Here is a 26,482-nt window from a genome sequence, read left to right as displayed (position 1 = left end):
AAGAGGGCCGGGGCGGCGGCACCGCGCCCTAAGCTGAAAACCCAAGCCGGACGCGGTGCTTTCACCCTTGGCGGTCATCGGGATCCCTCCCTGTGCCGCAACTCCACCCTGACCCAAAAAAGTAAACAAAGCCTTTTCATCCTTGCAAAAATATCCTGGGGGAGGCGCGCGGCACGCGCGGCGGGGGCAAAGCCCCCATGCGACCTGTCAGAACTCGATACCCTTCTGGGCTTTCACACCATCCTTGAACGGGTGTTTCAAGAGCGTCATTTCGGTCACAAGATCAGCGGCTTCCAACAATTCCGGCTTTGCATTGCGCCCGGTCAGGCAGACATGGGTCATGACCGGCTTGCGGGTTTGCAGAAACCCGACCACTTCATCGATATCCAGATAGTCATAGCGCAGCGCGATATTGATCTCGTCCAACAACACGAACCCTATTGCGGGGTCGAGGATTTGTTCTTGTGCGATCCTCCAGCCGTTTTGGGCCGCCGCCACGTCGCGGTCGCGGTCCTGCGTTTCCCATGTGAAGCCTTCGCCCGATACGAAGAACCGGCACTCGTCGGGGAACCGCTCGCGCAGGAACATCTTTTCGCCGGTCTGCCAACCGCCCTTGATGAACTGCACCACAGAACACGGAATACCGTGCGCGATGCAGCGCATGATCATCCCGAACCCGGACGAGGATTTGCCCTTGCCATTGCCGGTATGGATCATAATCAGACCGCGTTCTTCGGTCTTTGTTTCCATAATCTTGTCGCGCGCTTCCTTGATGCGCTTCATCTTTTCGTTGTGGCGGCGGGCGGTGTCGTCCATGGCGTGTCCTTGCGCTGATTTGCCCCATGGTTAGCAGGGCGTTGCCCCGCGCGCGAGGGGCTTATTCCGCCGCAACTGCCTGCTTTGCCGCCGGATCGTAATTCAGCACCGGAGCCAGCCAGCGCTCTGCCTCTGCCAGGTCCATCCCCTTGCGCGCGGCATAATCGGCCACTTGATCGCGCTCCACCTTGGCCACGCCGAAATAATAGCTGTCGGGGTGCCCCAGATAGAGGCCCGATACCGACGACCCCGGCCACATGGCCATGCTTTCGGTCAGGGTGACACCGGTTGCCGCTTCGGCATCCAGCAATTTGAAGAGCGTGCGTTTTTCGGTGTGGTCGGGCTGGGCGGGGTAGCCCGGTGCGGGACGGATGCCGCCGTAAGGTTCCTTGACAAGCTCTTGCGGGGTAAAGGTTTCCTGTGGCGCATAGCCCCAATAGTCGCGGCGCACGCGGGCATGCAGGGCTTCTGCCATCGCTTCGGCAATGCGGTCGGCCAGCGCCTTGACCATGATCGCGCTGTAATTGTCATTCTCGCGGTCGAAGCGGCCCGAAATCTCAACCTCTTCCGGTCCGGCGGTCACGACAAACCCGCCGATATGGTCGGGCATGCCAATGGGCGCCACGAAATCTGACAAGGCCAGATTGGGCCGCCCTGCCCGCTTGCTGTGTTGCTGGCGCAGCGTGTGGAACGTGGCGAGTTCCGTTTCGCGCCCGCCATCGGTGAACAGGCGAATATCATCACCCACCGTGTTGGCAGGCCAGAATCCGACCACGGCACGGGGCGTGAACCACTTCTCGGCAATGATCCGTTTCAGCATATCCTGCGCGTCTTGGAACAACGCGCGCGCGGCCTCGCCCTGTTTCGGGTCGTCAAGGATCTTGGGGTAGACGCCTTTCAGCTCCCATGTCTGGAAAAACGGCGTCCAGTCGATATATTCCGCCAGATCGGCCAGGTCCCAGTCGTCGATCACGCGCGGCCCGGTGAATTTCGGCGCGGTCGGGCTGTAGCTGTCCCAATCCAGCCGCAACGGGTTGGCGCGCGCCTTGGCCAGCGGCAGGCGGTCCTTCGCAGCTTCGGCGCGTTCGTGGCGCGCGGTCACTTCGGCATATTCGGTGCGAATGCCGTCCACGAATCCCGCTTTGTTGGTGGGGGATAGCAGGTTACTGACCACGCCCACCGCGCGGCTGGCATCGAGCACATAGACCGCAGGCCCGGAATAGCGCGGCGCGATTTTGACCGCCGTGTGCACCTTCGATGTGGTCGCCCCCCCGATCAGCAGCGGCAGGTTCAGCCCCTCGCGCTCCATCTCTGACGCCAGATGCACCATTTCGTCCAAGGATGGCGTAATCAGCCCCGACAGGCCGATGATATCCACGTTTTCGTCACGTGCGACCTGCAAAATCTTTTGCGGCGGGACCATCACGCCCAAGTCGATCACATCGTAATTGTTGCAGGCCAGCACGACGCCGACAATGTTCTTGCCAATGTCATGCACATCGCCTTTGACCGTGGCCATCAAAACCTTGCCTGCCGATTGCCGCCCCGTGCCGCCATTCAGGCGCTTTTCTTCTTCCATATAGGGCAGCAACACGGCCACGGCCTGTTTCATGACGCGGGCGGATTTCACCACTTGCGGCAGGAACATCTTGCCCGCGCCGAACAGGTCGCCAACCACGTTCATGCCTGCCATCAACGGCCCTTCGATCACATCAAGGGGTTTTTCGGCGGCTTGGCGCGCCTCTTCGGTATCGGCGTCGATGAATTCGGTAATGCCATTGACCAGCGCGTGCTCCAACCGCTTGTCAATCGCCCAGTCACGCCATGCCAGATCGCGCACACGCTCTTCGCGTTTTCCGCCCTTGAAGCGGTCGGCAAGGTCCAGCAGGTTTTCGGTCGCGGTGCCGCCCGCCTTGGGCTTGCGGTTCAGAACCACATCTTCGCAAGCCTCGCGCAGCGCCGGGTCGATCTGGTCATAGACCACCAATTGGCCCGCGTTCACAATGCCCATATCCATGCCTGCCTTGATGGCATGATACAGGAACACCGCGTGCATCGCCTCGCGCACCGTGTCGTTGCCGCGGAACGAAAAGGACAGGTTGGACACCCCGCCAGAAACATGCGCATGGGGCAGGTTCTGGCGTATCCAAGCCGTCGCTTCGATGAAATCGACACCGTAATTGTCGTGTTCCTCGATCCCGGTGGCGACGGCAAAGATGTTCGGGTCAAAGATGATGTCTTCGGGCGGGAAGCCCACTTCCTCGGTCAAAATGCGGTAGGCGCGCGCGCAGATCTCTGTCTTGCGCGCAAACGTGTCGGCTTGGCCCTGCTCATCAAAGGCCATGACCACGACCGCCGCACCGTAAGCCAGACACAAGCGCGCCTGTTCGCGGAACTGGTCTTCGCCTTCCTTCATCGAAATCGAATTGACGACCGATTTGCCCTGAACGCATTGCAGGCCCGCCTCGATCACCTCCCATTTAGAACTGTCGATCATGATCGGCACGCGGGCGATATCGGGTTCTGCCGCGACAAGGTTCAGGAACTCGACCATCGCCTTTTGCGAATCGATCAGCCCTTCATCCATGTTCACATCGATGATCTGCGCGCCGTTCTCGACCTGCTCGCGCGCGACATCCAAAGCCGTGGCATAATCGCGATTCACGATCAATTTGCGGAACTTGGCCGATCCCGTAACATTGGTGCGCTCGCCCACATTCACAAACGGAATATCGGGCGTCAGCACGAAGGGTTCCAGACCGGACAGACGAAGATAACGGGTCATGCGGGAACCTTTCGCGGGGCATAGGGGGCAACGGCGTCGGCAATGGCGCGGATGTGGTCGGGCGTGGTGCCGCAGCAGCCGCCCACCACATTGACCAAGCCGTCGCGGGCAAAGCCGCCCACAAGGGCTGCGGTTTGCTCTGGCGTCTCATCATAGCCGCCGAACGCGTTGGGCAGGCCCGCATTGGGGTAGGCGCAGATCAACGTGTCAGCCACGCCCGCCAGTTCGGCCAGATGCGGGCGCATCAGGTCCGCGCCAAGTGCGCAATTCAAGCCCACGGTGAAGGGGCGCGCATGGGCGACCGAATGCCAGAAGGCGGTCGGCGTCTGGCCCGACAGCGTGCGCCCAGAGGCATCGGTGATCGTGCCCGATATCATCAGCGGCAGGCGCTGGCCGATTTTCTGGAACACTTCAAAGGCGGCAAAAATTGCGGCCTTGGCGTTGAGTGTGTCGAAGATGGTTTCAATCAGGATAAGATCGGCACCACCTTCGATCAGCCCTTCCATCTGCTGGCCATAGGCGCGGCGCAGCTCGTCAAAACTGACCGCGCGAAAGCCGGGATCATTCACATCGGGGCTGATGCTGGCGGTGCGGTTGGTCGGCCCAACGGCACCGGCCACAAAACGGCGCTTGCCGTCAGTGGCCTGCGCCCGGTCGGCGGCACGGCGGGCCACTTGCGCGCCCGCCACGCTCAGATCATGGATAGCCCCTTCCAGCCCATAATCGGCCTGCGCGATGGTGGTGCCGGAAAACGTGTTGGTTTCCAGAATATCCGCGCCCGCCATCGCGAATTGATAATGGATCTCCTCGATCGCATCGGGCTTGGTCAGGACCAACAGATCGTTATTGCCCTTTTGCGGGTGGTCGGTGTGATGACGGCAACCGGGGCCGTGGATATGCCCATGCGCCGAATAATCCTCTTCCGACAGACCCAGCGTCTGGATCATTGTCCCCATCGCACCATCAAGGATCAGGATGCGCTCGGCGGCCAGCGCGCGCAACTCGTCCAACACGGGCGCGTCGTGCAAAGCAAAGTCTTTCATCGGATCGGTTCTTCCATGCAAGCAGGTTTGCGCAGGATATAGCCCTGCGCAAACCAAGAAGAAACCGAATGATTTTCACCCTGAACATGAATTCAATTCATATTCAGGGCTGTGTCACATCACGGTGCGCCGCCCTTTCGCCCCACCTCGCCGCTGTTTGGGCGGCAAGATCAGCGTCAGCGGGCGCAAGGGCGTGCGGGTGCTTTCCACCAAAAGCCCGCAAAACACCGCCAGCGCGGGGGCTTGGCGCAGATAGGGTGCAGCGCGGGTATAGGCGCGCATCGCTTCGGCAGGATAACTTGCAAAGCCGGGTAAGCTGCCCAGCCATTGCAGATAACCCAGATGGCCCAATTCGCGCGCCCGCTCTGGCGACAGCCCCGGCGTTCGCAGTTGTAAAATCGTATGGTCCAGCAGCATAGCGCCCTCCGCGCATGTGGACGATTTGCCAAGGGGTCGGGCGCGCGCGCCGGTGTCTGACCCCCGAGGCACCCCGCCCGGTTCCAACAAACGCCCGTGTCGCGGCATGCAACAGGGCGGTGATGGCAGGTCTCCTGACTTGCGGATCAACGCCCCCCCGACCCTTCCCGGCGCAAGGCCAGTGGTCATCTCGGGGGTGCTAACCGCTTACAGTTGCGGGGGCAGTCATGGACTTGGGCAGGCCCGCACCATGTTCCCTTTTCAGCCAACCCCAAAGGGGCTGAACACCATCGGAGGTTAGCTTGACGGTGAGAGCGGCGTTTGTCTAGCCTGTTTCTGCGGGTGGGATATGGGCGGTTGCCTCTATCTCGACCAGGGCCGCATCCTCTATCAACCCGGCCACGACGACCATCGACATGGCGGGAAAATGCTTGCCCATAACATCACGATAGGCGCGGCCCACTTCGGCTTGACGCGCGATATACGCGCGTTTGTCGGTCACGAACCATGTCAGCCGCGTGATGTCTTGCACCTGCCCGCCTGCCGTTTCGACAATCGCCACGATATTGGCCAAAGCCTGCCGCATCTGGCCCACGAAATCATCCGCCACGAAACGCTGATCGCCATCCCAGCCAATCTGCCCCCCGATGTGAAGCACACCGTCGCGGGTCAGCATGCCGTTGGCGTAACCTTTGGCGGGCAGCCAGCTTTCGGGGTGAATGGTCTTATGAGTCATGTCGGGTCTTTCACTTGCTCTAGCGTTGCCGCAACGCGCGGCGGCCATGCGCAGGGGCGGCCATTCGTGGTCACGTTTACCAGTGTCGCGCTATGGGTGAACCTTGTCTGATCGCCACAGCGCGCGATTATGGTGTAACCGCAAGACGTTCGGCCAAGCGCCGCGATCCGCAATTCCAGCACCAGCGCATCGCCATGGCGCGAGGGCGCAAGGAATTCGGTTTCGATTGCGCGGGTGGGCACGGCTCCTGCCCCGTGCATCGCCTCGAAGGGCCAGTCCAGCACATCGGCAAAGAAGGCCTCGACGCAATCATTCACCATCTCATAATAGCGCGGGAAAAAGACGATCCCCGCCGGGTCGCAATGCTTGAACAGAACCTTCTGGTGAAATTCATACATGCCTACACCCCCACATATTGCTCTGTCACATCGGCGCTCAGATCATCCATCGCGCCCGACCAGACGGTCTGCCCCCGCGCAATGATCGCGGCGCTGTCGGCCACCTGCGCCAGTTCCGAGAGCGTCTTGTCGATGACAAGGATCGACATGGCGCTGTCACGTTTCAGCGCGGCAATCGTGGCCCATATCTCTGCGCGGATCAGCGGGGCCAGCCCTTCGGTGGCCTCATCCAGGATCAACAGGCGTGGATTGGTCATCAGCGCACGACCAATGGCCAGCATCTGTTGCTCCCCGCCCGAAAGCGATGCCGCGCGCTGCCCCAGACGCTCACCCAGACGCGGGAAGAATTCGGTCACGCGCGCAATGCTCCAATGGCCGGGGCGCGCGGCGGCGATCAGGTTTTCGGCCACGGTCAGACCAGCGAAACAGCGCCGCCCTTCGGGCACCAGCCCCAGCCCCAACCGTGCGGCGCGAAAACTGGGCAGGCGGTGCAGGTCATGCCCGGCAAAGTCCAGCCTGCCCGCCGATGGGATCATCCGGCAGATGGCCTTGACGGTCGTGGTCTTGCCCATGCCGTTGCGCCCCATCAGGGCCAGAACCTCGCCCTCTGCCAATGTGAAATTCACCCCGAACAAAGCCTGAGAGGCACCGTAACTGGCGGTCAGGTTCTCGACATGCAACAGGCTCATGCCGGGTCTCCCAGATAGGCTTCGCGCACGGCCGGGTCGCGGCGAATTTCATCCACCGTTCCCGTGGCGATAATGCGCCCGTAAACCAGCACGCTGATGCGGTCGGCAAGTGCGAAAACCGCGTCCATGTCATGTTCCACCAGCAGGATCGGGGCTTGGTCGCGCAGCCCGTCCAGAAAGCCGGTCAAGGTCTTGGACCCTTCGGCGCCAAGCCCGGCCATGGGTTCGTCCATGACGAAAGCGCGCGGGTCGAGCGTCAGCGCGACGGCCACTTCCAACTGGCGTCTTTGCCCATGACTAAGTGCTGCGGTGCGGCTGTGCAGGGCGTCTTGCAGGCCAACGCGCTCCAACGCGGCGGTGGCCCGGTCGCGCAAGGTCCGGTCGCCCATAACCGGCACGAAGAACCGCCATGGCCGCCCGCTGGCCCCCAGCGCCCCAAGCATGACGTTTTCCAAAACGCTGTCTTCCATTGCCAGCGCGGAAATCTGGAAGGTGCGCCCCAAGCCTTTGCGCGCGCGGGCCGCCGTTGGCAGCGCGGTCACGTCTTGCCCTTGCAGCAGCACCTGCCCCGCATCGGGCCGCAGCCCGCCGCAGATTTGATGGATAAGCGTCGATTTACCCGCGCCATTGGGGCCGATCACAGCATGAATTTCGCCCGCTTGCAGGTCTATGGAGATGCCGTCGCTGGCACATAAGCTGCCAAAGGATTTGGTAATTCCGCGGGTCTCCAGAACGGTATCGGTCATGATTGCCCCTTCGGTCCACATAGCAGCCCGATCACGCCGCCGCGCGCGAACAACACCACCCCCAGCAGGATCGCCCCCAGCGCGATATGCCAATGGGTCGTCAGGCCGCCCAGAAAATGCTCCAGCGCGACGAACAGGACTGCGCCCAAAACCGGGCCCATCAAGCGGCCCACACCGCCCAAGATAATCAGCACGATCAACTCGCCCGACAGGTGCCACGAAAACATTGACGGGCTGACAAAACGGTTAAGGTCCGCAAAAAGCGCCCCCGCAAGCCCGGTGATTGCGCCGGATATGACGAAAGCCACCAGCTTCAGGCGCGTCGGGTCCAGCCCCACGGTTTGAACCCGCACCGGCACTTGCCGCGCAGCGTTCAGCGCCAGCCCGAAAGGCGACGCGACCAGCCGCGCGTTCAGCCACAGCGCCAGCACAAGTGCCGCAAAACAGATGCCGAAGAACTGGATGGGCACAAGCGTATTCAGGCCCGGAAAATCGTTGCGGATATAAATAGATATCCCGTCCTCGCCGCCATAGCGCGACCATGAGATTGCGAAATAGTAAAACATCTGCGCGAAAGCGAGCGTGATCATGATGAAATACACCCCGCTTGTGCGCAGGCTGAGCAGCCCGATCAAGAACGCCGCAAGGGCCGAGGTTATGATCGCCACCAGCCAGATGACCGGCATGGATTTGGTGCCGTCAAACACCATGAAGCCCAGGTCAAGCGGCATGAAATTCTGCGCATGAAAGGCCAGAATGCCCATGCTGTAGCCGCCGATCCCGAAAAATGCAGCATGGCCGAAGCTGACCAACCCACCCCAGCCAAGCGCGATGTTCAGCCCCACGGCGGCAAGCGCCAGAATGACCGCGCGGGTGGCAAGCGTGATGGTAAACGGCTCGTCCACCAGCAGCGCGTAGAGCGGCACCGCCAATAGCCCGGCCAGAAGCGCCGCGTTAACGTAGCGTTCACGGATCATGCGCGCGCTCCCATCAGGCCGGTGGGACGGAAGATCAGCACAAGGCTCATCAGGATATAGACCGCCATATTGGCCAGCGACGCGCCCAGCGACATGGCCGTGGCCGGGTCCAAAAACAGCCGGAACAGCACGGGCAGGAACACGCTGCCCAGCGTTTGGGTCAGTCCCACCAATATAGCGCCCACAAACGCCCCCTTGATCGACCCGATACCGCCGATCACGATGGTCACGAAAGCGAGGATCAACACCGGCTCTCCCATGCCCACCTGCACCGACTGGATCGCGCCGACCAGCGCGCCCGCCAGTCCGGCCAGAGCCGCACCAAGCGCGAAAACCAGCGTGTATAGCTTTGATATATCGACACCAAGGGCGGCGATCATCTCTCGGTCATTTTCGCCCGCGCGGATCTGGATGCCGATGCGCGTGCGTTCAATCAGCGCCCAAAGCAACATCGCCACCACAAGCCCGACCCCAATCAGCGCCAAACGGTAAAGCGGGTATTGAATGCCGCCGGGCAAGGTGACAGGGCCGGACAGCCAGCTTGGAATGTCCAGATACAGCGGGAAAGACCCGAAAATCAGCCGTGTGCCTTCCGAAAAGATCAGGATCAGCGCGAATGTCGCAAGAACCTGGTCCAGATGATCTGCGGCATAAAGCCTGCGGATCACCAGCGTTTCGACCAGAACACCCGCCGCCGCCGCCGCGGCAAGCGCGGCCAGCACGGCCAGCAGGAACGACCCTGTCACGCCCGCGACCGCTGCTGCTGCAAAGGCGCCCACCATGTAAAGCGAACCATGCGCGAGGTTGATAAGCCCCATCACGCCAAAGATCAGCGTCAGCCCGGCCGCCATAAGAAACAGCATGACCCCCGATTGCAGGCCATTGAGAACCTGCTCGATGATGAGAATAGTGGACATGACGGCACCCCCGTCCCGGACCTGATCCGGGACCTCTTGGACCACGAGGCCCCGGGTCAAGCCCGGGGCGCGCGCAGCTTACGGCATCTGGCACTCTGCCGCATAGGCGTCGGCATGGTCTTCAAGGGCCACGCCAATGATGCGGTTGGTGAACACATCGCCCTCTTGCACGACTTCGCGGGCATAGATGGTCTGGATCGGGTGCTGATTATTCCCAAACCGGAATTCCCCGCGCGTGCTGTCGAAATCAGCCTCGCGGAGTGCAGCGCGGAAGGCGTCATTATCCGACGGATCGGCCTTTTCCAGCGCCGAGATCAGCAGGTTCGCGGTGTCGAACCCCTGGCTGGCATAGAGCGATGGCAAGCGGCCAAACTCGGCCTGAAAGCTCTCGACAAAAGCCTGGTTGACCGGAATGTCGATATCCTTGGACCATTGCGCGGTATTGACCACGCCAAGGGCTGCCGCACCCACCGCCTGCAAGATGCCCTGATCGAAGCTGAACGCGGGGCCAACCACCGGAATATCCACGCCGCTATCGGCATATTGTTTCAGGAACGAAATCCCCATGCCGCCGGGCAGGAAGAAGAACACGCTATCGGCACCGCTAGCGCGGATCTGCGCGATTTCGGCAGCGTAGTCGGTCTGGCCAAGCTGGGTGTAAATCTCGCCCGCCAATTCGCCTTCATACATGCGCTTGTAGCCGGTCAGGGCGTCCTGACCTGCCGGGTAGTTCGGCGCAAGGATAAAGCTGTTGCTATAGCCTGCCGTATTGGCATAAGCCCCCGCGGCTTCGTGCAGGTTGTCATTCTGCCACGCGACGTTGAAGTAATTCGGATGGCAGCCCCGCCCGGCCAGTTGCGACGGGCCTGCATTGGGCGACAAGTAAACGACACCCTGATTGACCGCCGACGGGATCACCGCCATCGCAAGGTTGGAAAAGATGATGCCGGTCATCACATCGACACGCTCGGACTGGATCATCTTGTCGGCGACCTGAACCGCGATATCGGGCTTTTGCTGGTCATCCTCGACCACCAGTTCGATATCATCGCGGCCCGATTGCGCCAAAGCCAGCAGGAACCCATCGCGCACATCAAGGCCCAGACCCGCGCCCCCGCCGGATAGCGTGGTAATCATGCCGACCTTGACTTCGGCCTGTGCGCCTGTGGCGAGGGCCGCGAGCGCGGTTGTCAGAAGCAGCTTTTTCATTTTTTCGTCTCCCTGTTATGATTGGTGCAGATTGCGGCTTATGCCGCGCGGTGGTCAATCCTTGATCGTCGCGCCATGCACAGGCGCAATGCGAAAGCGTTGAATCTTGCCCGTTGGCGTTTTGGGCAGGCTATCGGCAAACACCACGCTGCGCGGGTATTTGAAGGGCGCGATCGTGGCTTTGACATGCTCTTGCAGCGCGCGGGCCATGTCGGGGCCGGGGCTGTGGCCCTCGGCCAGCACGACATGCGCTTCAACCACCGCGCCGCGCTCCGGGTCCGGCGCGCTGATAACGGCGCATTCGGCCACGGCGGCATGGGCCAGCAGCGCGGCCTCGACCTCTGGCCCGGCAATGTTATAGCCTGCCGACAGGATGATATCGTCATTGCGCGCGGCGAAGTGGAAATAGCCGTCCTCATCCATCACGAATGTATCGCCGGTAATGTTCCAGCCATCCTGCACATAGTTGCCCTGCCGCGCATCATTCAGGTAGCGGCATCCGGTCGGGCCGCGCACCGCCAGCCGCCCCATCGTGCCGGGGGGCGCGGGCGCGCCCGTGTCATCCACCACGCGGGCCTCATACCCGTCCACGGGCTTGCCAGTGCAGGCCGGGCGGTGGTCGTCCAGCCGGTTCGACAGGAAAATATGCAGCATTTCCGTGGCGCCGATCCCGTCCAGCATGGGTTTGCCGGTCGCGCGCAACCAGTCGTCATAGACCGGCGCAGGCAGGGTTTCGCCTGCCGACACCGCAATGCGCAAGCTGGACAGGTCCGCCCCGTCGGCCATCGCCCGCAGCATGACGCGGTAGGCGGTGGGCGCGGTAAAGCAGATCGTGGCGCGGTAACGGGTGATGATCTCTATCAGGTTCGGGGGCGACGCGTTTTCCAACAGCACCGCAGATGCCCCGAACCGCAGCGGAAATACCGCCAAGCCGCCCAGCCCGAAGGTAAACGCCAAAGGGGGCGATCCGACGAACACATCCGCTGGCGTGACCTGCAACACCTCTTGCGCATAGGCATCCGCGATTATCAGAATATCGCGGTGAAAATGCATCGTGGCCTTGGGCTCTCCGGTAGAGCCAGAGGTAAACCCCAACAGCGCCACATCATCCTGCGCCGTATCAACAGCGGCAAAGCGCACCGGCTTTTCCAAGGCCATGCGGTCAAGTTCGGCATCGTGGTTCGAGGTGCCGTCAAACCCGACCACCGTTTTCAAAAACCGGCTTTGCGCAGCGCAGGTGGTCATCTCATCCATCAATCGCGTGTCGCACAGCGCGAATTCAATCTCGGCCTTGTCGACATATTTGGCCAATTCGCCCGCGCGCAACATGGGCATGGTGTTGACGACCACAGCGCCTGCCTTGGTCGCGGCCAGCCAGCAGGCGACCATCGCGGGGTTGTTGGCCGAGCGGATCAGCACACGGCTGCCGGGTTTCACGCCCAGATCCTCGACCAGCACATGCGCAAGGCGGTTGGTCCAGTCGGTCAATTCCTTGTAGGTGCGATGGCGTCCGTTGCCCACCAGCGCGGTATGATCGCCAAAACCGCGCGCGACCATGGCATCGGTCAGCTCGACAGCGGCATTCAGCCGGTCGGGGTAGTCGAACCCGTCCAGCACCAGGTCGGGCCATTGGTCGCACGGTGGCAAGGCATCGCGCGCAAAGCTGTCCAGATGGGCAGAGGGACGCAGATCGCTCATAGCTCTGTCCTCACGTTCCACAATTCGGGAAACAGCACCACCTCAAGCATCCGGCGCAGGTAGCTTGTCCCGCCGGTCCCGCCGGTGCCCGTTTTCAGCCCGATGACACGTTCAACCGTGGTGACATGGTTGAACCGCCAGCGGCGGAAGTAATCTTCCAGATCGACCAGTTTCTCAGCCAATTCGTAAAGCGCCCAATGCGCGGCAGGATCGCGGTAGACTTGCGCCCAAAGCGCCTGCACTTCCGGAATGGACGGCGCGGGTGTCTGGCGCGGCGCAAGGGCCGCATCGGGCAGCGCGTGGCCCATCCGCACGGCTACCCCCAACACGGTCTGGTATAGGCACGGCTGCGCAAGCTCCGCTTGCAACGCCGCATGCACGGCGGGGACATGGGCATGCGGGCGCATCATCGCCGGGTTACGGTTGCCCAGCCGGTATTCGATCATCCGGTATTGCCAAGACTGAAAGCCGCTCGATTGCCCCAGTTTTTCCCGGAACGTGGTGTAGTCCGAGGGCGTCATGGTGCGCAGAACATCCCATGCGGAATTAAGCTGCTCCATGATCCGTGCCACCCGCGCCAACAGCTTCAACGCCGGGGCCAGTCGGTCGGCGGCCAAGTCCTTGCGGGCAGCGTCCAACTCGGCCAGCATCAGCTTCATCCACAATTCCGATGTCTGGTGCTGGATGATGAACAACATCTCGTCATGCGCGTCAGAGATGGGGGCTTGCGCCGACAGAACCTTGTCCAGCCCAAGATAATCAGCATAGGACATGCGCCCGTCGAATGCCATTTGCGCCCCTTCGCGGGCGGGATTGTAAGCGTCAGCCATGATGCCCCTCCACCGCTTGGCGGGCAATAATCACACGCTGCACGTCGCTTGCGCCCTCATAGATGCGCAGCGCCCGGATTTCGCGGTATAGCCGCTCGACCATCTGCCCGCTGCGCACCCCATCGCCGCCATGCAGTTGCACGGCGCGGTCGATGATCTTTTGCGCGGCCTCGGTTGCGTATAGCTTGGCCATCGCCGCCTCGCGCGTGACACGCGGCGCGCCCATGTCCTTGGTCCATGCCGCGCGGTAGGTCAGAAGCGCGCTTGCGTCCGCCTCCAGCGCCATATCGGCAATGTGACCTTGCACCATTTGCCGCTCGATCAAGGGCGCGCCTTGCACATGGCGGGTGGTCACGCGGCTCAATGCCTCATCCAGCGCGCGGCGGGCAAAGCCAAGCGCGGCAGCGGCAACCGTGGTGCGGAACACGTCCAGCACCGACATGGCTATCTTGAACCCCTGCCCCGGCGCGCCGATCATGGCGCCGGCAGGCACGCGGCAATCGCTGAACCGCAGGGTCGCCAATGGGTGTGGGGCGATGGTGTCAATCCGCCCAAGCACTGCAAATCCGGGCATGTCGGGCGTCACGATAAAGGCCGAGAGGCCACGCGCGCCCGGTGCTTCCCCCGTCCGCGCAAACAGCGTGTAGAGATCGGCAATCCCGCCATTCGAGATCCATGTCTTCTCGCCATTCAGGATATAGTCGTCCCCGTCGCGCATGGCCGAAAGCGTGCCATTGGCAACGTCAGACCCCGACCCCGGTTCGGTCAGCGCGAAAGCCGCAATCGCCGCACCCGCGCGGGTGCGCGGTAGCCATTCGGATTTCTGCGCATCGGTCCCGAAAAGCGTGATCGCCCCGGTGCCAAGCCCCTGCATGGCAAAGGCGAAATCGGCCAAGCCATCATGGCGCGCCAGTATCTCGCGCGTCAGGCACAGAGCGCGCAGGTCCAGCGTGCCATCCTCTGACGCGCTGTGCTGCAACCAACCGTCCCGCCCCAGCGCAGTGACCAAGGCGCGGCACGCGGCGTCGGTATCGGCGTGGTCGATACCCGCCAGCGCGCCCTTGGCCCAAGCCTCCAACCGCGCGGCGAATTCGCGGTGATGCGGGTCGAAAAACGGCCAGTCAAGGAAGGTTTGATCCGCCATCAATCCCCCTCGAACACGGGTTTGCGCTTGGCGGCGAAGGCCTCATAGGCGCGGGTGAAATCATTGCCCTGCATACAGATCGCCTGCGCCTGCGCTTCCGACTCAATCGCTTGCTCCAAAGACATCGACCATTCCTGGGCCAGCATCGTCTTGGTCATGGCATTGGCAAAGGTGGGACCGCTGGCAATGCGCGCGGCCCAATCGATGCAATCGGCTTCAAGATCGTCGCTCAACCTGTTGAAAAAGCCCCAATTCAGCCCTTCTTCGGCAGACATTGACCGCCCCAGATACAGCAATTCGGCGGCGCGCCCCTGCCCGATCAGGCGCGGCAGCATGGCACACGCGCCCATATCGCAGCCCGCCAGCCCCACGCGGTTGAACAGGAACGCCACTTTGGCGGCAGGCGTGCCGATGCGCAGATCGCTTGCCATGGCCATGATCGCGCCCGCGCCGGCGCAAACGCCATCGACCCCGGCAATGATGGGTTTTTGACAGGCCAGCATGGCCTTGACCAGATCACCGGTCATGCGGGTGAAGGCCAAAAGGTCTTTCATCCCCATGCGGGTGAGCGGGCCTATAATGTCATGCACATCACCGCCGGAACTGAAATTCCCGCCATTGGGCAGGATCACCACAGCATGCACATCATCGCGGTAGGGCAAATTGCGGAACCAATCGCGCAATTCGGCGTAGCTTTCAAAGGTTAGCGGGTTCTTGCGGTCGGGGCGGTTCAGGCGCAGCCGGGCAATGCCGTCCTTTACCTCGCATAGGAAATGGTCGGGCGTGTCGGTCATGGGCGCTCCGTCTCGCGGGGTTCTATCCGGGTGAGCAGGTCGAACGCCTGCTCGATCATCGGCGCGTCAAGCGTGCCTAAAAGGTCATTCACCCAAGCCTCATGCGCGGCGGCAAGCTCTGCAAAAACCGCCTCGCCCGCAGGCGTCAGCCGCGCCAGTTGCGCCCGCCGGTCACCTTCGACGGCGACGCGCAATGCCAGCCCTTCTTCGGTCAGACGGTCGACAATACCCGTGACATTCCCGTTCGAGACGCGCAGGAAATCGGACAGGTCACTCATCCGCAGACCTTTGGGGTGGCGCGCGAGGGCGGCCATAACATCAAAACGCGGTAAGGTGGTCGCGTGATCGGCGCGCAAGCGGCGGCGCAATTCGCCTTCGACATGCCCGGTCACTTTCAGCAGCCGCAGCCACAGGCGCAGGCGATCCTTCGAGAGCGACTCAACGGCATGCGGGCGGGTCTGGCTCATATCTCTCCCCCAGACAGGGCCAGAGCATGCCCGTTGACCGACGCCGCCGCGTCAGAGCACAGCCACAGCGCCGCCCCGGCCACTTCATCGGGCTGGATAAAGCGCTTTTGCGGGTTGGCAGCGACCAGGCTGGCGCGGGCGTTGGTTTCGCTCATCCCAGTCTTGGCGGTGATGGTTTCTATCGACCGCTCCAGCATTGGGGTTTCAATAAAACCGGGGCAGATTGCATTCGCCGTTAAGCCGCTTTGCCCCAGTTCCAGCGCGAGCGATCGGGTCAGACCCACCACGGCGTGTTTCGCCGCTGCATAGGCGCTGGCATAGGCATAGCCTTTCAACCCCGCAGTCGAGGCAATGGCGATGCAGCGCCCCCAGCCGTCGGATTTCATGCCGTCAAGCGCGGCTTGCCATGTGTTGACCACGCCCCCCAGATTGACCGCCAGCATGGCTTGCAGATGGTCGGGTGTAACACGCGAAAACGGCAGGCTGTCGGCCGCGCCCGCATTGGCCACAGCGACCGTGACCGCACCATTCAGGCCGCGCGCCTGAGTGAATGCCGCGCTTACCGAAGCGCTGTCGGTCACATCACATAGCGCGTAGCCAATCTCGCGGTGTTGGCGGGCGACCTCGCGCAGGGGCGCTTCACGCCGGCCCATGATGGTCACGCGGGCACCCGCATGGGCAAACCCCAACGCCAAAGCGCGGCCCACCCCGGTGCCGCCGCCGGTGACAACGACATGACGACCCGCCACACTCATGCGCGCACCGTCTCTGTCTCGCGGTCGGCCAGCCGCCACATCTGGTCGCGCCCTGCCAGATAGGGCAAAGGCCAGTCAGGGGCCGCGCGGTCGCCAATGCGGGCGGCCTCATGCAAGGTCCAGGCCGGGTTGGCCAGATGCGGGCGGCCCACCGCCACCAGATCGGCGCGGCCAGCAAGCAGAATGGAATTGGCGTGGTCGGCCTCATAGATATTGCCAACAGCCATGGTCGCCATACCGCCCTCGTTGCGGATACGGTCGGAAAACGGCGTCTGGAACATGCGACCATAGACAGGCTTCGCCTTTGGCGTGGTTTGCCCGGCAGAGACGTCGATCAGGTCCGCCCCGGCAGCGTGAAAGGCTTGAGCGATCGCCACGGCCTCGTCCGGGGTCACACCCTCGTCGCCCATCCAATCAGTGGCCGATATCCGCACCGACAGTGGCTTTTCTGCGGGCCAGACCGCGCGCACAGCCACCAGCACTTCCAGCGGATAGCGCAGACGATTGGTCAGACAGCCGCCATAGGCATCGGTTCGGATATTCGATACCGGAGACAGAAAACTGGACAGAAGGTAGCCATGCGCGGCGTGCAGCTCCAGCATGTCAAAGCCCGCGCGCGCAGCCATTTTGGCGGAGGCCACGAATTGATCGCGCACCCTGTCCATATCGGCGCGGGACATCTCGCGCGGGGTCTGATTGGCCTTGGCCCACGGGATGGGCGACGCGCTCATCACCGGCCAGTTGCCTGTCGCCAAGGGCGCGTCCATCTGGTCCCAGCCCAACTGGGTAGACCCTTTGCGCCCCGAATGGCCAATCTGGGCGCAGATCTTGGCATCGCTTTCAGCATGCACGAAATCGACAATCCGGCGCCACGCCGCTTCATGCGCGGGGTCATAAAGCCCGGTGCAGCCCGGCGTGATCCGCCCTTCGGGCGAGATGCAGGTCATTTCCGTATAGACCAACCCTGCGCCACCGATGGCGCGCGCGCCGTAATGGACCATGTGCCAATCGGTCGGGTTGCCGTGGACGGCCTTGTATTGCGCCATGGGCGACACCGCGATGCGATTCTTGAGCGTCATCTCCCGCAGCTTGAAAGGTGCGAACATCGGCGCGCGCAACGGGGCATCTGCCGGCACGCCTGCACGTGTCTGGAACCAGCGTTCCGCACGTTCCAGCCAGCCCCGGTCCCGCGCGCGCAGGTTTTCATGGCTGATCCTCTGGCTGCGCGTCAGCAGCGAATAGTTCAGTTGCACCGGGTCCATATGCAGGTAGCGTTCGACCTGTTCGAACCATTCCAGAGAATTGCGCGCGGCCGATTGCAGGCGCAGCACTTGCAAGCGCCGCTCGGATTCGTATTTGGCAAAAGCCGATTGCAGGTCAGGCTGCGTGTGAACAAGTTCAGCCAGTGCAATCGCAGATTCCAGCGCCAGTTTTGTCCCCGACCCGATGGAGAAATGCGCCGTTGCCGCCGCGTCGCCCAACAGCACGATATTGTCTTTGCTCCAGCGTTCGCACAGCACGCGGGGAAAGCGTATCCAGGCAGAGCCGCGCACATGGCCCGCATTGCTCATCAGGCTATGCCCGCCCAGATGGTCGCGGAAAATGAGTTCGCAGGTGGCGATGCTGTCTTCCTTGGTCATGTGTTCAAAACCAAAGGCGTCATAGGTCGCTTGCGCACATTCCACGATGAAGGTCGCGGTGCTGTCATCGAATTGATAGGCGTGGGCCCAGACCCAACCGTGTTCGGTTTGCTCGAATATGAAGGTGAAAGCGTCCGAAAAGGTCTGATGCGTGCCAAGCCACACGAAGGGGCATTCGCGCAGGTCGATATCTGGCTGGAAATGATCGGCAAATTGCGTGCGGGTGCGCGAATTCAGCCCGTCACAGGCGACGACCAGATCATGCGTGGCAGCCAGATCCTCTGCACTGGCGACCTCTGTCTGAAACACCAGCTTTACGCCCAAATCGCGCGCGCGGTGCTGCAACAAAAGCAGCAATTGCTTGCGCCCGATCCCGCAAAACCCGTGGCCAGAGGACACCACCCGCCTGCCCGACTTGACCAGCGCAATGTCGTCCCAATAGGCGAAATGGGCACGGATCGCTTCTGCGCTTACCGGGTCATTTGCGGCAAGGTTGCCCAGGGTTTCGTCGGATAAAACCACGCCCCAGCCAAAGGTGTCATCGGCGCGGTTGCGCTCATATACGGTGATTTCATGCGCCGGGTTGCGCAGCTTCATCGAGATCGCGAAATACAGCCCTCCCGGTCCGCCGCCCAGACATGCAATCCGCATGATCCCCCCTTGCTTGCATGATACCCAATCGTGATGCTGCGTCAGGTTGATATTTATTTCAAGCCTAAAGTTTTAAGTTTGAAATAAATCAGGGATGGCTGATCTGACCGCCACCCACGGCGGCAGCAACCCCGGTCGTGCCGGGGCAGGACGTCGGCAGACCGCGCGCGACGCGCACGGCCAAATGGGCAAACGCCTGCGCTTCCAGCATATCGCCATTCAGGCCGACATCCTCGACCGGCAGCACGTCAGACGGCACAAGCCCGGCAATGCGCCGCATAAGCTCTGGATTGTGGCGCCCGCCACCGCAGACCAGCAGACGCGCGGGGGGCTCTGGCAGGTGTTCAAAACCCGCGGCCACCGCCCCCGCCGCACAGGCCGCCAACGTGGCCAAAGCATCGGACGTGTCCAGATGGGCAACACGGTCGACCAAGTTGGTCGCGCGATCCAACGACTTTGGCGGGACGCGCCGGAAATAGCTTTCGGCCAGGTATCCCGCGACCAGCGCGTCATCGGCGGTGCCCTTGGCGGCCAATATGCCGCCCGTATCGCGCGGCTGACCCAGCCGCATCTGGCACAGGTCATCCATCGGCGCATTGGCAGGGCCAGTGTCAAAGGCCAGCAACGCGCCAGAGCTTTCGGGGCGGTCATGGCTTGGGTTCACATAGGTCAGGTTGCCGACGCCGCCCAAATTCAGAAATGCCAACGGTTCCTTGGCCTTCAGATATTTGGCCAATGCGAAATGGTAGAACGGGGCCAAGGGCGCGCCCTGCCCGCCCAATTGAATGTCGGAGCTGCGAAAATCCCAGACCACCGGCAAACCCGCGACCATTGCCAGCACCGCGCCAGAGCCTGCTTGATGCGTGCGCCGCCCGGCCGGGTCATGCGCCAGGGTCTGACCATGAAAGCCAACAAGCTCGACCCCGGAAAACCGCGCCATCACTGCGGCATGGGCGGTCTCGATCAACTCGGCCACCGGCTCCACGCCCGGATCGTTTTGCCACAGCCCTTGGGCGGCAAACAACGCGGCGCGTTCTTCGGGTGTATAGGGCCGAAAGGCGTGCGGCCCGAAGCCGATAATTGTCTCGCCATCGGTGTCGAGCATGGCCGCATCAACCCCATCCAGCGATGTGCCCGACATCAGCCCCAAAGCCCGTGTGACCTGTTGTTTCAACATGGGCTTTCCCTTGTCCCGCTGCGCGCGTATAGAAACGCGCAATCTGTTGTCCGGGACAAGCAAAAATGACCTACACGCCGAAATCGGATTTCCTGATCACCCTAGTCGAGCGCGGCTTTCTGGCCGATTGCACCGACCTGCAAGGGCTGGATGAGGCTTTGCTCAAGGGCGTCGTCCCGGCCTATATCGGCTATGACGCCACAGCGAAATCGCTGCATGTGGGGCATTTGCTGAACATCATGCTGCTGCGATGGTTGCAGAAAACCGGCCATAAGCCGATCACGCTGATGGGCGGCGGCACGACCAAGGTGGGCGATCCGTCATTTCGGTCGGACGAGCGCCCCTTGCTGGATGCCGCCGCGATTGACAGCAATATCAACGGGATGCAGGCTGTTTTTGCCAAATACCTGCGCTATGATGACAGCGCGGATGGCGCGATCATGCTGAACAATGCCGAATGGCTGGACGGGTTGAACTACCTGGAATTTCTGCGCGATGTGGGGCGGCATTTCTCGGTCAACCGAATGCTGAGTTTCGAGAGCGTGAAATCCCGGCTGGACCGCGAACAATCGCTGAGCTTCCTTGAATTCAACTACATGATCTTGCAAGCCTATGATTTCGTGGAGATCAACCGCCGTCACGGTTGCCTGTTGCAGATGGGCGGGTCGGACCAATGGGGCAATATCGTCAACGGCATCGACCTTGCACGCCGCATGGCCGATGCGCAGATTTTCGGGCTGACGACCCCGCTTCTGACCACGTCGGACGGGCGCAAGATGGGCAAATCCCAAGGCGGCGCGATCTGGTTGAATGCCGATATGCTGTCGCCCTATGAGTTCTGGCAATTCTGGCGCAACACAACCGATGCCGATGTGGGGCGGTTCCTGAAACTTTACACCGAATTGCCGGTCGCGGAATGTGAGCGCCTTGGCGCTCTGGAAGGGTCCGAGATCAACGCGGGCAAGATTATTCTGGCCAATGAGGTGACGAGTTTGTGCCACGGCGCCGAGGCAGCCGCCGCAGCAGAAGCCACGGCGCGCGAGGTGTTCGAGAAAGGCGGCGCAGGAGATGATTTGCCGACGCTGACGCTCTCCCGCGATGAGTTGCAAGAGGGCATCTCAATCGTGCGCATGTTCGTCCTCGCCTCGCTCGCAAAGTCAGGCAAAGATGTGAAGCGTCTGATCTCTGAAAATGCGGCAAGAGCAAACGATGCGCTCGTCACAGATGCCGCCCAGATCGTTCACGCAAACGACCTGCAAGAGCCAATGAAATTGAGTGTGGGCAAGAAAAAACACGCGCTCGTTGTTTTGAAATGATCTGCGGTATTGGGGCGCGGAACAAGGGCTATAGCCCGCCGCGCCAAGCGTCGTCGCGCCCCAGAGCGGCGGCGCTGTGGTTGCAGTTCGCACAATCGGTCGAGTAATCTACTGATTTGGCTACCATAAACTGCACAGAACCACCGTTGCAGCGCCACCGCGCGCGACGTCACTTGGCGCTCTCTAGCCCATAAAAAAACCCCGCTCCTCTCGGACCGGGGTTCATATTTGCAAAGTATTCCAGAGGCTTACAGCCCCTCGATCGCCTTTGCCAGATCATCGGCGGTCTTGTCGAACGCATCTTTATCCGCACCCGATGCCGCGTTAGCCTTGGCGCGCACATCTTCCAGGATGGCCTGCAATGCAGCGCGGGCTTCTTCGCCGGCCGCAGGGTAAGCACGTTCGGCCAGAACTGTCGTCGCCTCTGGGCTGATTTCTGCAAAACCGCCTGTCACGACGAAACGCTCTTCGCCGGATGCCCCTTCAACCACCAACACGCCGGGGCGCAGGGTGGTGATGGTGGGCGCGTGGTCGGGCATGGCGGTCAAGTCGCCATCAGCACCGGGGATCTGCACAGCCCGCGCCTGACCAGAGGCCAGTTTGCGCTCTGGGCTGACCAGATCGAATTGGAACATATCAGCCATACGGCCCTCCATTTGGCAGGTCCGGGGCGGCATGTGCCGCCCCCGAACGCCGAACCACGTTTAGGCCGCAGCCGCCATCTTTTCTGCCTTGGCGATCACATCGTCGATATCACCGACCATGTAGAACGCACCTTCCGGCAGGTGGTCGTATTCACCGGCAACCACAGCCTTGAAAGAGGCAATGGTTTTTTCCAGCGGCACCTGAATGCCGTCAGACCCGGTAAAGACCTTGGCCACGTCGAAGGGCTGCGACAGGAAGCGCTGGATTTTCCGGGCGCGAGCCACCGTCAGTTTGTCTTCTTCCGACAGTTCGTCCATGCCAAGGATTGCGATAATGTCCTGAAGCGACTTGTAACGCTGCAAGACACCCTGCACATCGCGGGCCACATTGTAATGCTCTTCGCCGATATAGGTCGGGTCCATCAGGCGCGAGTTACTATCAAGTGGGTCCACAGCCGGATAGATGCCCAGTTCCGAAATCGCGCGCGACAACACCGTAGTGGCGTCAAGGTGGGCGAATGACGTTGCAGGCGCAGGGTCGGTTAAGTCATCCGCAGGCACGTAGATAGCCTGCACAGAGGTGATGGACCCCGACTTGGTCGAGGTGATGCGCTCCTGCAACTGACCCATGTCGGTCGCCAGCGTTGGCTGATAGCCCACAGCGGACGGGATACGACCCAGAAGTGCGGACACTTCGGACCCGGCCTGCGTGAAGCGGAAGATGTTGTCCACGAAGAACAACACATCGGTGCCGGACTGGTCGCGGAACTGCTCTGCCAGCGTCAGACCGGTCAGGGCCACACGCGCACGCGCACCGGGAGGCTCGTTCATCTGGCCGTAGACCAGTGCCACTTTCGACTCCGACAGGTTGTCGATGTTGATAACACCCGATTCCATCATCTCGTGATAAAGGTCGTTCCCTTCACGGGTGCGCTCCCCCACACCGGCGAACACGGAATAGCCCGAGTGCACCTTGGCGATGTTGTTGATAAGTTCCATAATCAGAACCGTCTTGCCCACACCGGCACCGCCGAACAGGCCAATCTTGCCGCCCTTGGAATAGGGTGCCAGCAGGTCGATGACCTTGATGCCGGTGACAAGAATTTCCGATTCCGTCGACTGTGCCGCGAAGCCGGGGGCTGGCTGGTGGATCGCACGGCGCTCGGCCTTCTCCAGCGGCGCGCCTTCATCCACGGGCTCGCCAACCACGTTCAGAATGCGACCCAGGGTTGCGTCGCCCACGGGCACCATGATCGGCTCGCCCGTGTCGGTCACGGCCTGACCGCGCACCAGACCTTCGGTTGCGTCCATGGCGATGGTGCGCACGGTGCTTTCGCCCAAATGCTGCGCCACTTCCAGAACCAGTCGCTTGCCGTTATTGTCGGTTTCCAGCGCGTTCAGAATGGGGGGCAATTCGCCGTCGAACTGCACGTCGACGACAGCGCCGATGACCTGCACTATTTTGCCGTTTGAAGCCATTGTCTATTTCTCCGGGTTCGTCAGAGCGCCTCAGCGCCCGAAATGATCTCGATAAGCTCTTTCGTGATCGAGGCCTGACGCGAGCGGTTATACTCGGTCGTCAGACGGTCGATCATGTCGCCAGCGTTGCGGGTCGCGTTGTCCATTGCGGACATCCGCGCGCCCTGTTCAGAGGCGCCGTTTTCCAGAAGAGCGGTGAAGATCTGCGTGGTCACTGCGCGCGGCAGCAGGTCGGCAAGGATCGCTTCTTCCGATGGCTCGTAATCGTAAAGCGTGTTGGCATCGGCACCTTCCGGGATCACGGCAGGAATAACCTGCGTGGCGGTCGGAACCTGGCTGATGACGCTTTCGAACCGATTGAAGAAGATCGTCGCCACGTCGAACTCGTCCGCGTCAAACATGTCGAACACTTTGTTCGCCACATCAGCTGCGTTTTCGTAGCCGACGCGCTTGACCTCGCTCAGGTCGACATGGGCGACCAGATGGGCCCCCAGATCGCGCTTGAGCTGTTCGCGGCCCTTCTTGCCGACGGTCAGGATTTTGACGGTCTTGCCCTCGGCCACCAGCTTGTTGGCGTGTATCCGCGCCAATTTCACGATGGATGAGTTGAAACCACCGCACAGCCCCCGCTCTGCGGTCATGACGACCAGCAGATGGGTTTTGTCGCTGCCGGTTCCCGCCAGCAATTTTGGCGCCATGTCCGATCCTGCAACCGAGGCTGCAAGACCGTTCACGACATCCGCCATCTTGTCGGCATAGGGCCGCGCGGCTTCTGCGGCTTCCTGGGCGCGGCGAAGTTTCGCCGCCGCGACCATCTGCATGGCTTTGGTGATCTTCCGCGTCGACTTGACGCTGGCGATCCTGTTTTTCAGGTCCTTGAGGCTAGGCATACGCTTGTCCTCTCAACGCCCTCAGGCGAAATCTTTCGCGAATTCGTCAAGTGCTGCGCGGATTTTCTCTTCCAACTCGCCCTTCACCTTGCGGTCATTGACGGTCATATCTTCCAGAAGCTCTTTATGGTTCCCACGCAGATGCGCGAGCAGCCCAGCTTCGAAAGCGCCGACTTTCTTGACATCAATCTTGTCCAGATAGCCATGCGTGCCCGCATAGATGACACAGACGATTTCGGCGTTGGTCATGGGCGAATACTGATCCTGCTTCATAAGCTCGGTCAGGCGCGCGCCACGGTTCAGCAGTTTCTGGGTAGATGCATCAAGGTCGGACCCAAACTGCGCGAACGCTGCCATTTCGCGGTATTGTGCCAGTTCCAGCTTGACCGGGCCAGCGACGGATTTCATCGCGTTGGTCTGGGCGGATGACCCCACACGGCTAACACTCAGACCGGTGTTCACAGCCGGGCGGATACCCTGGTAGAACAGTTCGGTTTCGAGGAAGATCTGACCGTCGGTGATCGAGATCACGTTGGTCGGAATAAAGGCCGACACGTCACCGCCCTGCGTCTCGATGATCGGCAGCGCGGTCAGCGACCCTGCACCGTGATCTTCATTCAGCTTGGCCGAACGCTCCAGCAAGCGGGAGTGCAGATAGAACACGTCGCCGGGGTATGCTTCGCGGCCCGGCGGGCGGCGCAGCAAGAGCGACATCTGACGGTAAGCAACAGCCTGCTTGGACAAATCATCATAGATGATGAGCGCATGACGGCCATTGTCGCGGAAATGCTCTGCCATAGCGGTTGCAGCATAGGGTGCAAGGAACTGCATCGGTGCCGGGTCGGACGCGGTTGCGGCCACAACGATCGTGTATTCGATCGCGCCGGTTTCTTCCAGCTTCTTCACAAGCTGCGCAACGGTCGACCGCTTCTGACCGATAGCAACGTAAACGCAGTAGAGCTTCTTGCTCTCATCGTCGCCCGCAGCTTCGTTGTAGGATTTCTGGTTCAGGATCGTATCAAGCGCCACGGCGGTTTTACCCGTCTGACGGTCGCCAATGATAAGTTCGCGCTGGCCACGGCCAACCGGGATCATGGCGTCCACGGATTTCAGGCCGGTTGCCATCGGTTCATGCACCGATTTACGCGGGATGATGCCAGGTGCCTTGACGTCAGCGACCGAACGCTTCGAGGTCTTGATCTCGCCCTTGCCATCGATCGGGTTACCCAGACCATCGACAACGCGGCCCAGCAATTCGTCGCCAACCGGCACGTCCACGATGGACTTGGTGCGCTTGACGGTGTCGCCTTCCTTGATGCCACGGTCATCGCCGAAAATAACGATACCGACATTGTCAGCTTCAAGGTTGAGCGCCATGCCGCGCACACCACCGGGGAATTCGACCATTTCGCCAGCCTGAACATTGTCCAGACCATGCACACGGGCAATACCGTCGCCCACAGAGAGCACGCGGCCCACTTCGGCGACTTCGACATCCTGACCGAAGTTCTTGATCTGCTCTTTCAGGATCGCAGAAATCTCAGCAGCTTGGATACCCATTTATCCGACCTCTTTCATGCTGTTCTTGAGGGCCGCGAGCTGCGCGCGGATCGACGTGTCGATCATTTGCGAGCCCACCTTGATGACAAGACCGCCGATGAGGGACTCATCGACGGATGTTTCGAGTTTGATTTCCTTGCCCACGCGCGCTTTCAGCGTAGACATAAGTTCGGTTTGCTGCGCCTTGGACAAGGGCTTGGCCGACACCACTTCCGCGGTGACTTCGCCTTTTTCATCCGCAATCATGGCGCGCAATGCGACCAGAACCTGCGGCAGCGCAAACATGCGCCGCTTTGTTGCCATCAGCCCAAGACCGCCGGCAACCGGCTGCGACAGCCCCATCTTGGCCGCGATGGCACCGATAGCGGCGGCAACGTCTTCACGACTGTAGACAGGGGAAGAGATCAGGTTGCGCAACTCTGCGCTGTCTGCCAGCGCGTCTTTCAACGCGTCAACATCTTTTTCCAGCGCTTTCAGCGCCTTGGATTCCTTCGACAGCTCGAAAATGGCTGTAGCATAGCGCGCGGCAATGCCGGAGGAGATCGAAGCTGGTTCGGACACGTCCACCCTTCCATCTGGTTGTACCGCGTCCAGCGCCTTGGCATGGTGCCAGGAGGAAACGCTGTCGCGGCATGTGAAATCGGCGCGGGTTTAGCAGAGCCCTTGTGATGCTGCAACCGCCAAGGCCACCTGTTCTGGGCAAA

At 61.5% G+C, this 26,482-nt stretch carries 25 protein-coding genes and 1 riboswitch; of the genes, 1 reads left to right on the top strand and 24 read right to left on the bottom strand.

Going from position 1 to position 26,482, the window contains the following annotated elements:
* Nucleotides 1-207: 207 nt before the first annotated feature.
* From cobO to M3N55_RS01920, 19 genes are all read right to left on the bottom strand, one after another.
* Entirely contained in the window at nt 208-816 is a 609-nt protein-coding gene (gene cobO, locus M3N55_RS02010) for a cob(I)yrinic acid a,c-diamide adenosyltransferase (protein WP_249055861.1), read from the bottom strand.
* A gap of 61 nt (nt 817-877) precedes the next feature.
* On the bottom strand, nt 878-3,601 hold the full coding sequence (gene metH, locus M3N55_RS02005; protein ID WP_249055860.1) for a methionine synthase: 2,724 nt from the start codon (nt 3,599-3,601) through the stop codon (nt 878-880).
* Nucleotides 3,598-4,644: a homocysteine S-methyltransferase family protein gene (locus M3N55_RS02000; RefSeq protein ID WP_249055858.1), complete on the bottom strand. Its 1,047-nt coding sequence runs from the start codon at nt 4,642-4,644 to the stop codon at nt 3,598-3,600. Before M3N55_RS02000 ends, metH begins: the two co-directional genes overlap by 4 nt.
* Before the next feature lie 114 nt (nt 4,645-4,758).
* On the bottom strand, nt 4,759-5,061 hold the full coding sequence (locus M3N55_RS01995) for a hypothetical protein (RefSeq protein ID WP_249055856.1): 303 nt from the start codon (nt 5,059-5,061) through the stop codon (nt 4,759-4,761).
* 107 nt (nt 5,062-5,168) lie between these two features.
* A riboswitch (cobalamin riboswitch) is annotated at nt 5,169-5,368 on the bottom strand.
* Between the two features lie 18 nt (nt 5,369-5,386).
* A complete protein-coding gene (locus tag M3N55_RS01990) occupies nt 5,387-5,797 on the bottom strand; it encodes a RidA family protein (protein ID WP_249055855.1) in 411 nt (136 codons plus the stop codon).
* Nucleotides 5,794-6,195: an acyl-CoA thioesterase gene (locus tag M3N55_RS01985; protein WP_249055852.1), complete on the bottom strand. Its 402-nt coding sequence runs from the start codon at nt 6,193-6,195 to the stop codon at nt 5,794-5,796. Before M3N55_RS01985 ends, M3N55_RS01990 begins: the two co-directional genes overlap by 4 nt.
* Nucleotides 6,196-6,197: 2 nt before the next feature.
* The gene (locus M3N55_RS01980; protein WP_249055850.1) at nt 6,198-6,884 is read right to left on the bottom strand and encodes an ABC transporter ATP-binding protein; all 687 of its coding nucleotides are present in this window, start codon (nt 6,882-6,884) and stop codon (nt 6,198-6,200) included.
* Nucleotides 6,881-7,630, bottom strand: a complete 750-nt coding sequence (locus tag M3N55_RS01975) for an ABC transporter ATP-binding protein (protein ID WP_249055849.1) — start codon at nt 7,628-7,630, stop codon at nt 6,881-6,883. The genes M3N55_RS01980 and M3N55_RS01975 overlap by 4 nt, the downstream gene beginning before the upstream one ends.
* Entirely contained in the window at nt 7,627-8,607 is a 981-nt protein-coding gene (locus M3N55_RS01970) for a branched-chain amino acid ABC transporter permease (protein WP_249055848.1), read from the bottom strand. Before M3N55_RS01970 ends, M3N55_RS01975 begins: the two co-directional genes overlap by 4 nt.
* On the bottom strand, nt 8,604-9,524 hold the full coding sequence (locus M3N55_RS01965) for a branched-chain amino acid ABC transporter permease (RefSeq protein ID WP_249055847.1): 921 nt from the start codon (nt 9,522-9,524) through the stop codon (nt 8,604-8,606). The genes M3N55_RS01970 and M3N55_RS01965 overlap by 4 nt, the downstream gene beginning before the upstream one ends.
* A 78-nt stretch (nt 9,525-9,602) precedes the next feature.
* Complete coding sequence (locus M3N55_RS01960) at nt 9,603-10,733, bottom strand: ABC transporter substrate-binding protein (protein WP_249055845.1); 1,131 nt, start codon at nt 10,731-10,733, stop codon at nt 9,603-9,605.
* Between the two features lie 54 nt (nt 10,734-10,787).
* A complete protein-coding gene (locus tag M3N55_RS01955) occupies nt 10,788-12,431 on the bottom strand; it encodes an AMP-binding protein (RefSeq protein ID WP_249055843.1) in 1,644 nt (547 codons plus the stop codon).
* The gene (locus M3N55_RS01950) at nt 12,428-13,261 is read right to left on the bottom strand and encodes a tryptophan 2,3-dioxygenase (protein ID WP_249055842.1); all 834 of its coding nucleotides are present in this window, start codon (nt 13,259-13,261) and stop codon (nt 12,428-12,430) included. Before M3N55_RS01950 ends, M3N55_RS01955 begins: the two co-directional genes overlap by 4 nt.
* Entirely contained in the window at nt 13,254-14,405 is a 1,152-nt protein-coding gene (locus tag M3N55_RS01945; RefSeq protein WP_249055840.1) for an acyl-CoA dehydrogenase family protein, read from the bottom strand. Before M3N55_RS01945 ends, M3N55_RS01950 begins: the two co-directional genes overlap by 8 nt.
* Nucleotides 14,405-15,199: an enoyl-CoA hydratase family protein gene (locus tag M3N55_RS01940; protein WP_249055838.1), complete on the bottom strand. Its 795-nt coding sequence runs from the start codon at nt 15,197-15,199 to the stop codon at nt 14,405-14,407. The genes M3N55_RS01945 and M3N55_RS01940 overlap by 1 nt, the downstream gene beginning before the upstream one ends.
* Complete coding sequence (locus M3N55_RS01935; protein WP_249055837.1) at nt 15,196-15,666, bottom strand: MarR family winged helix-turn-helix transcriptional regulator; 471 nt, start codon at nt 15,664-15,666, stop codon at nt 15,196-15,198. The genes M3N55_RS01940 and M3N55_RS01935 overlap by 4 nt, the downstream gene beginning before the upstream one ends.
* On the bottom strand, nt 15,663-16,421 hold the full coding sequence (locus tag M3N55_RS01930; protein ID WP_249055835.1) for an SDR family NAD(P)-dependent oxidoreductase: 759 nt from the start codon (nt 16,419-16,421) through the stop codon (nt 15,663-15,665). Before M3N55_RS01930 ends, M3N55_RS01935 begins: the two co-directional genes overlap by 4 nt.
* The gene (locus M3N55_RS01925; protein WP_249055833.1) at nt 16,418-18,712 is read right to left on the bottom strand and encodes a bifunctional salicylyl-CoA 5-hydroxylase/oxidoreductase; all 2,295 of its coding nucleotides are present in this window, start codon (nt 18,710-18,712) and stop codon (nt 16,418-16,420) included. The genes M3N55_RS01930 and M3N55_RS01925 overlap by 4 nt, the downstream gene beginning before the upstream one ends.
* Before the next feature lie 88 nt (nt 18,713-18,800).
* Nucleotides 18,801-19,889, bottom strand: a complete 1,089-nt coding sequence (locus tag M3N55_RS01920) for an anhydro-N-acetylmuramic acid kinase (protein WP_249055831.1) — start codon at nt 19,887-19,889, stop codon at nt 18,801-18,803.
* 65 nt (nt 19,890-19,954) lie between these two features.
* On the opposite strand from M3N55_RS01920, the gene tyrS reads away from it, so the two are divergent.
* Complete coding sequence (gene tyrS / locus M3N55_RS01915) at nt 19,955-21,205, top strand: tyrosine--tRNA ligase (protein WP_249055829.1); 1,251 nt, start codon at nt 19,955-19,957, stop codon at nt 21,203-21,205.
* Between the two features lie 248 nt (nt 21,206-21,453).
* Here the strand turns inward: tyrS and M3N55_RS01910 are convergent, their stop codons facing one another.
* The 5 genes from M3N55_RS01910 to M3N55_RS01890 are packed head-to-tail and all read right to left on the bottom strand — an operon-like array spanning nt 21,454 to nt 26,339.
* Nucleotides 21,454-21,849 carry a F0F1 ATP synthase subunit epsilon gene (locus M3N55_RS01910; protein ID WP_249055828.1) on the bottom strand — a complete coding sequence of 132 codons (396 nt, stop codon included), beginning with the start codon at nt 21,847-21,849 and terminating at the stop codon, nt 21,454-21,456.
* A gap of 60 nt (nt 21,850-21,909) precedes the next feature.
* Nucleotides 21,910-23,328 (bottom strand): F0F1 ATP synthase subunit beta, encoded by a 1,419-nt coding sequence (gene atpD / locus M3N55_RS01905; RefSeq protein ID WP_249055826.1) that lies wholly within the window; start codon nt 23,326-23,328, stop codon nt 21,910-21,912.
* Between the two features lie 20 nt (nt 23,329-23,348).
* Nucleotides 23,349-24,218, bottom strand: a complete 870-nt coding sequence (locus M3N55_RS01900; RefSeq protein ID WP_249055824.1) for a F0F1 ATP synthase subunit gamma — start codon at nt 24,216-24,218, stop codon at nt 23,349-23,351.
* Between the two features lie 21 nt (nt 24,219-24,239).
* Complete coding sequence (atpA, locus tag M3N55_RS01895; RefSeq protein ID WP_249055822.1) at nt 24,240-25,778, bottom strand: F0F1 ATP synthase subunit alpha; 1,539 nt, start codon at nt 25,776-25,778, stop codon at nt 24,240-24,242.
* Nucleotides 25,779-26,339, bottom strand: coding sequence for a F0F1 ATP synthase subunit delta (locus tag M3N55_RS01890; RefSeq protein WP_249055821.1), 561 nt, complete (start codon nt 26,337-26,339; stop codon nt 25,779-25,781).
* Nucleotides 26,340-26,482 lie beyond the last annotated feature (143 nt).

The organism is Roseinatronobacter domitianus (genome assembly GCF_023336755.1).
Classification (GTDB): domain Bacteria; phylum Pseudomonadota; class Alphaproteobacteria; order Rhodobacterales; family Rhodobacteraceae; genus Roseinatronobacter; species Roseinatronobacter domitianus.
Note: the sequence above shows the minus strand (reverse complement) of the source record. Positions and strands in the feature narration are given on the sequence as shown.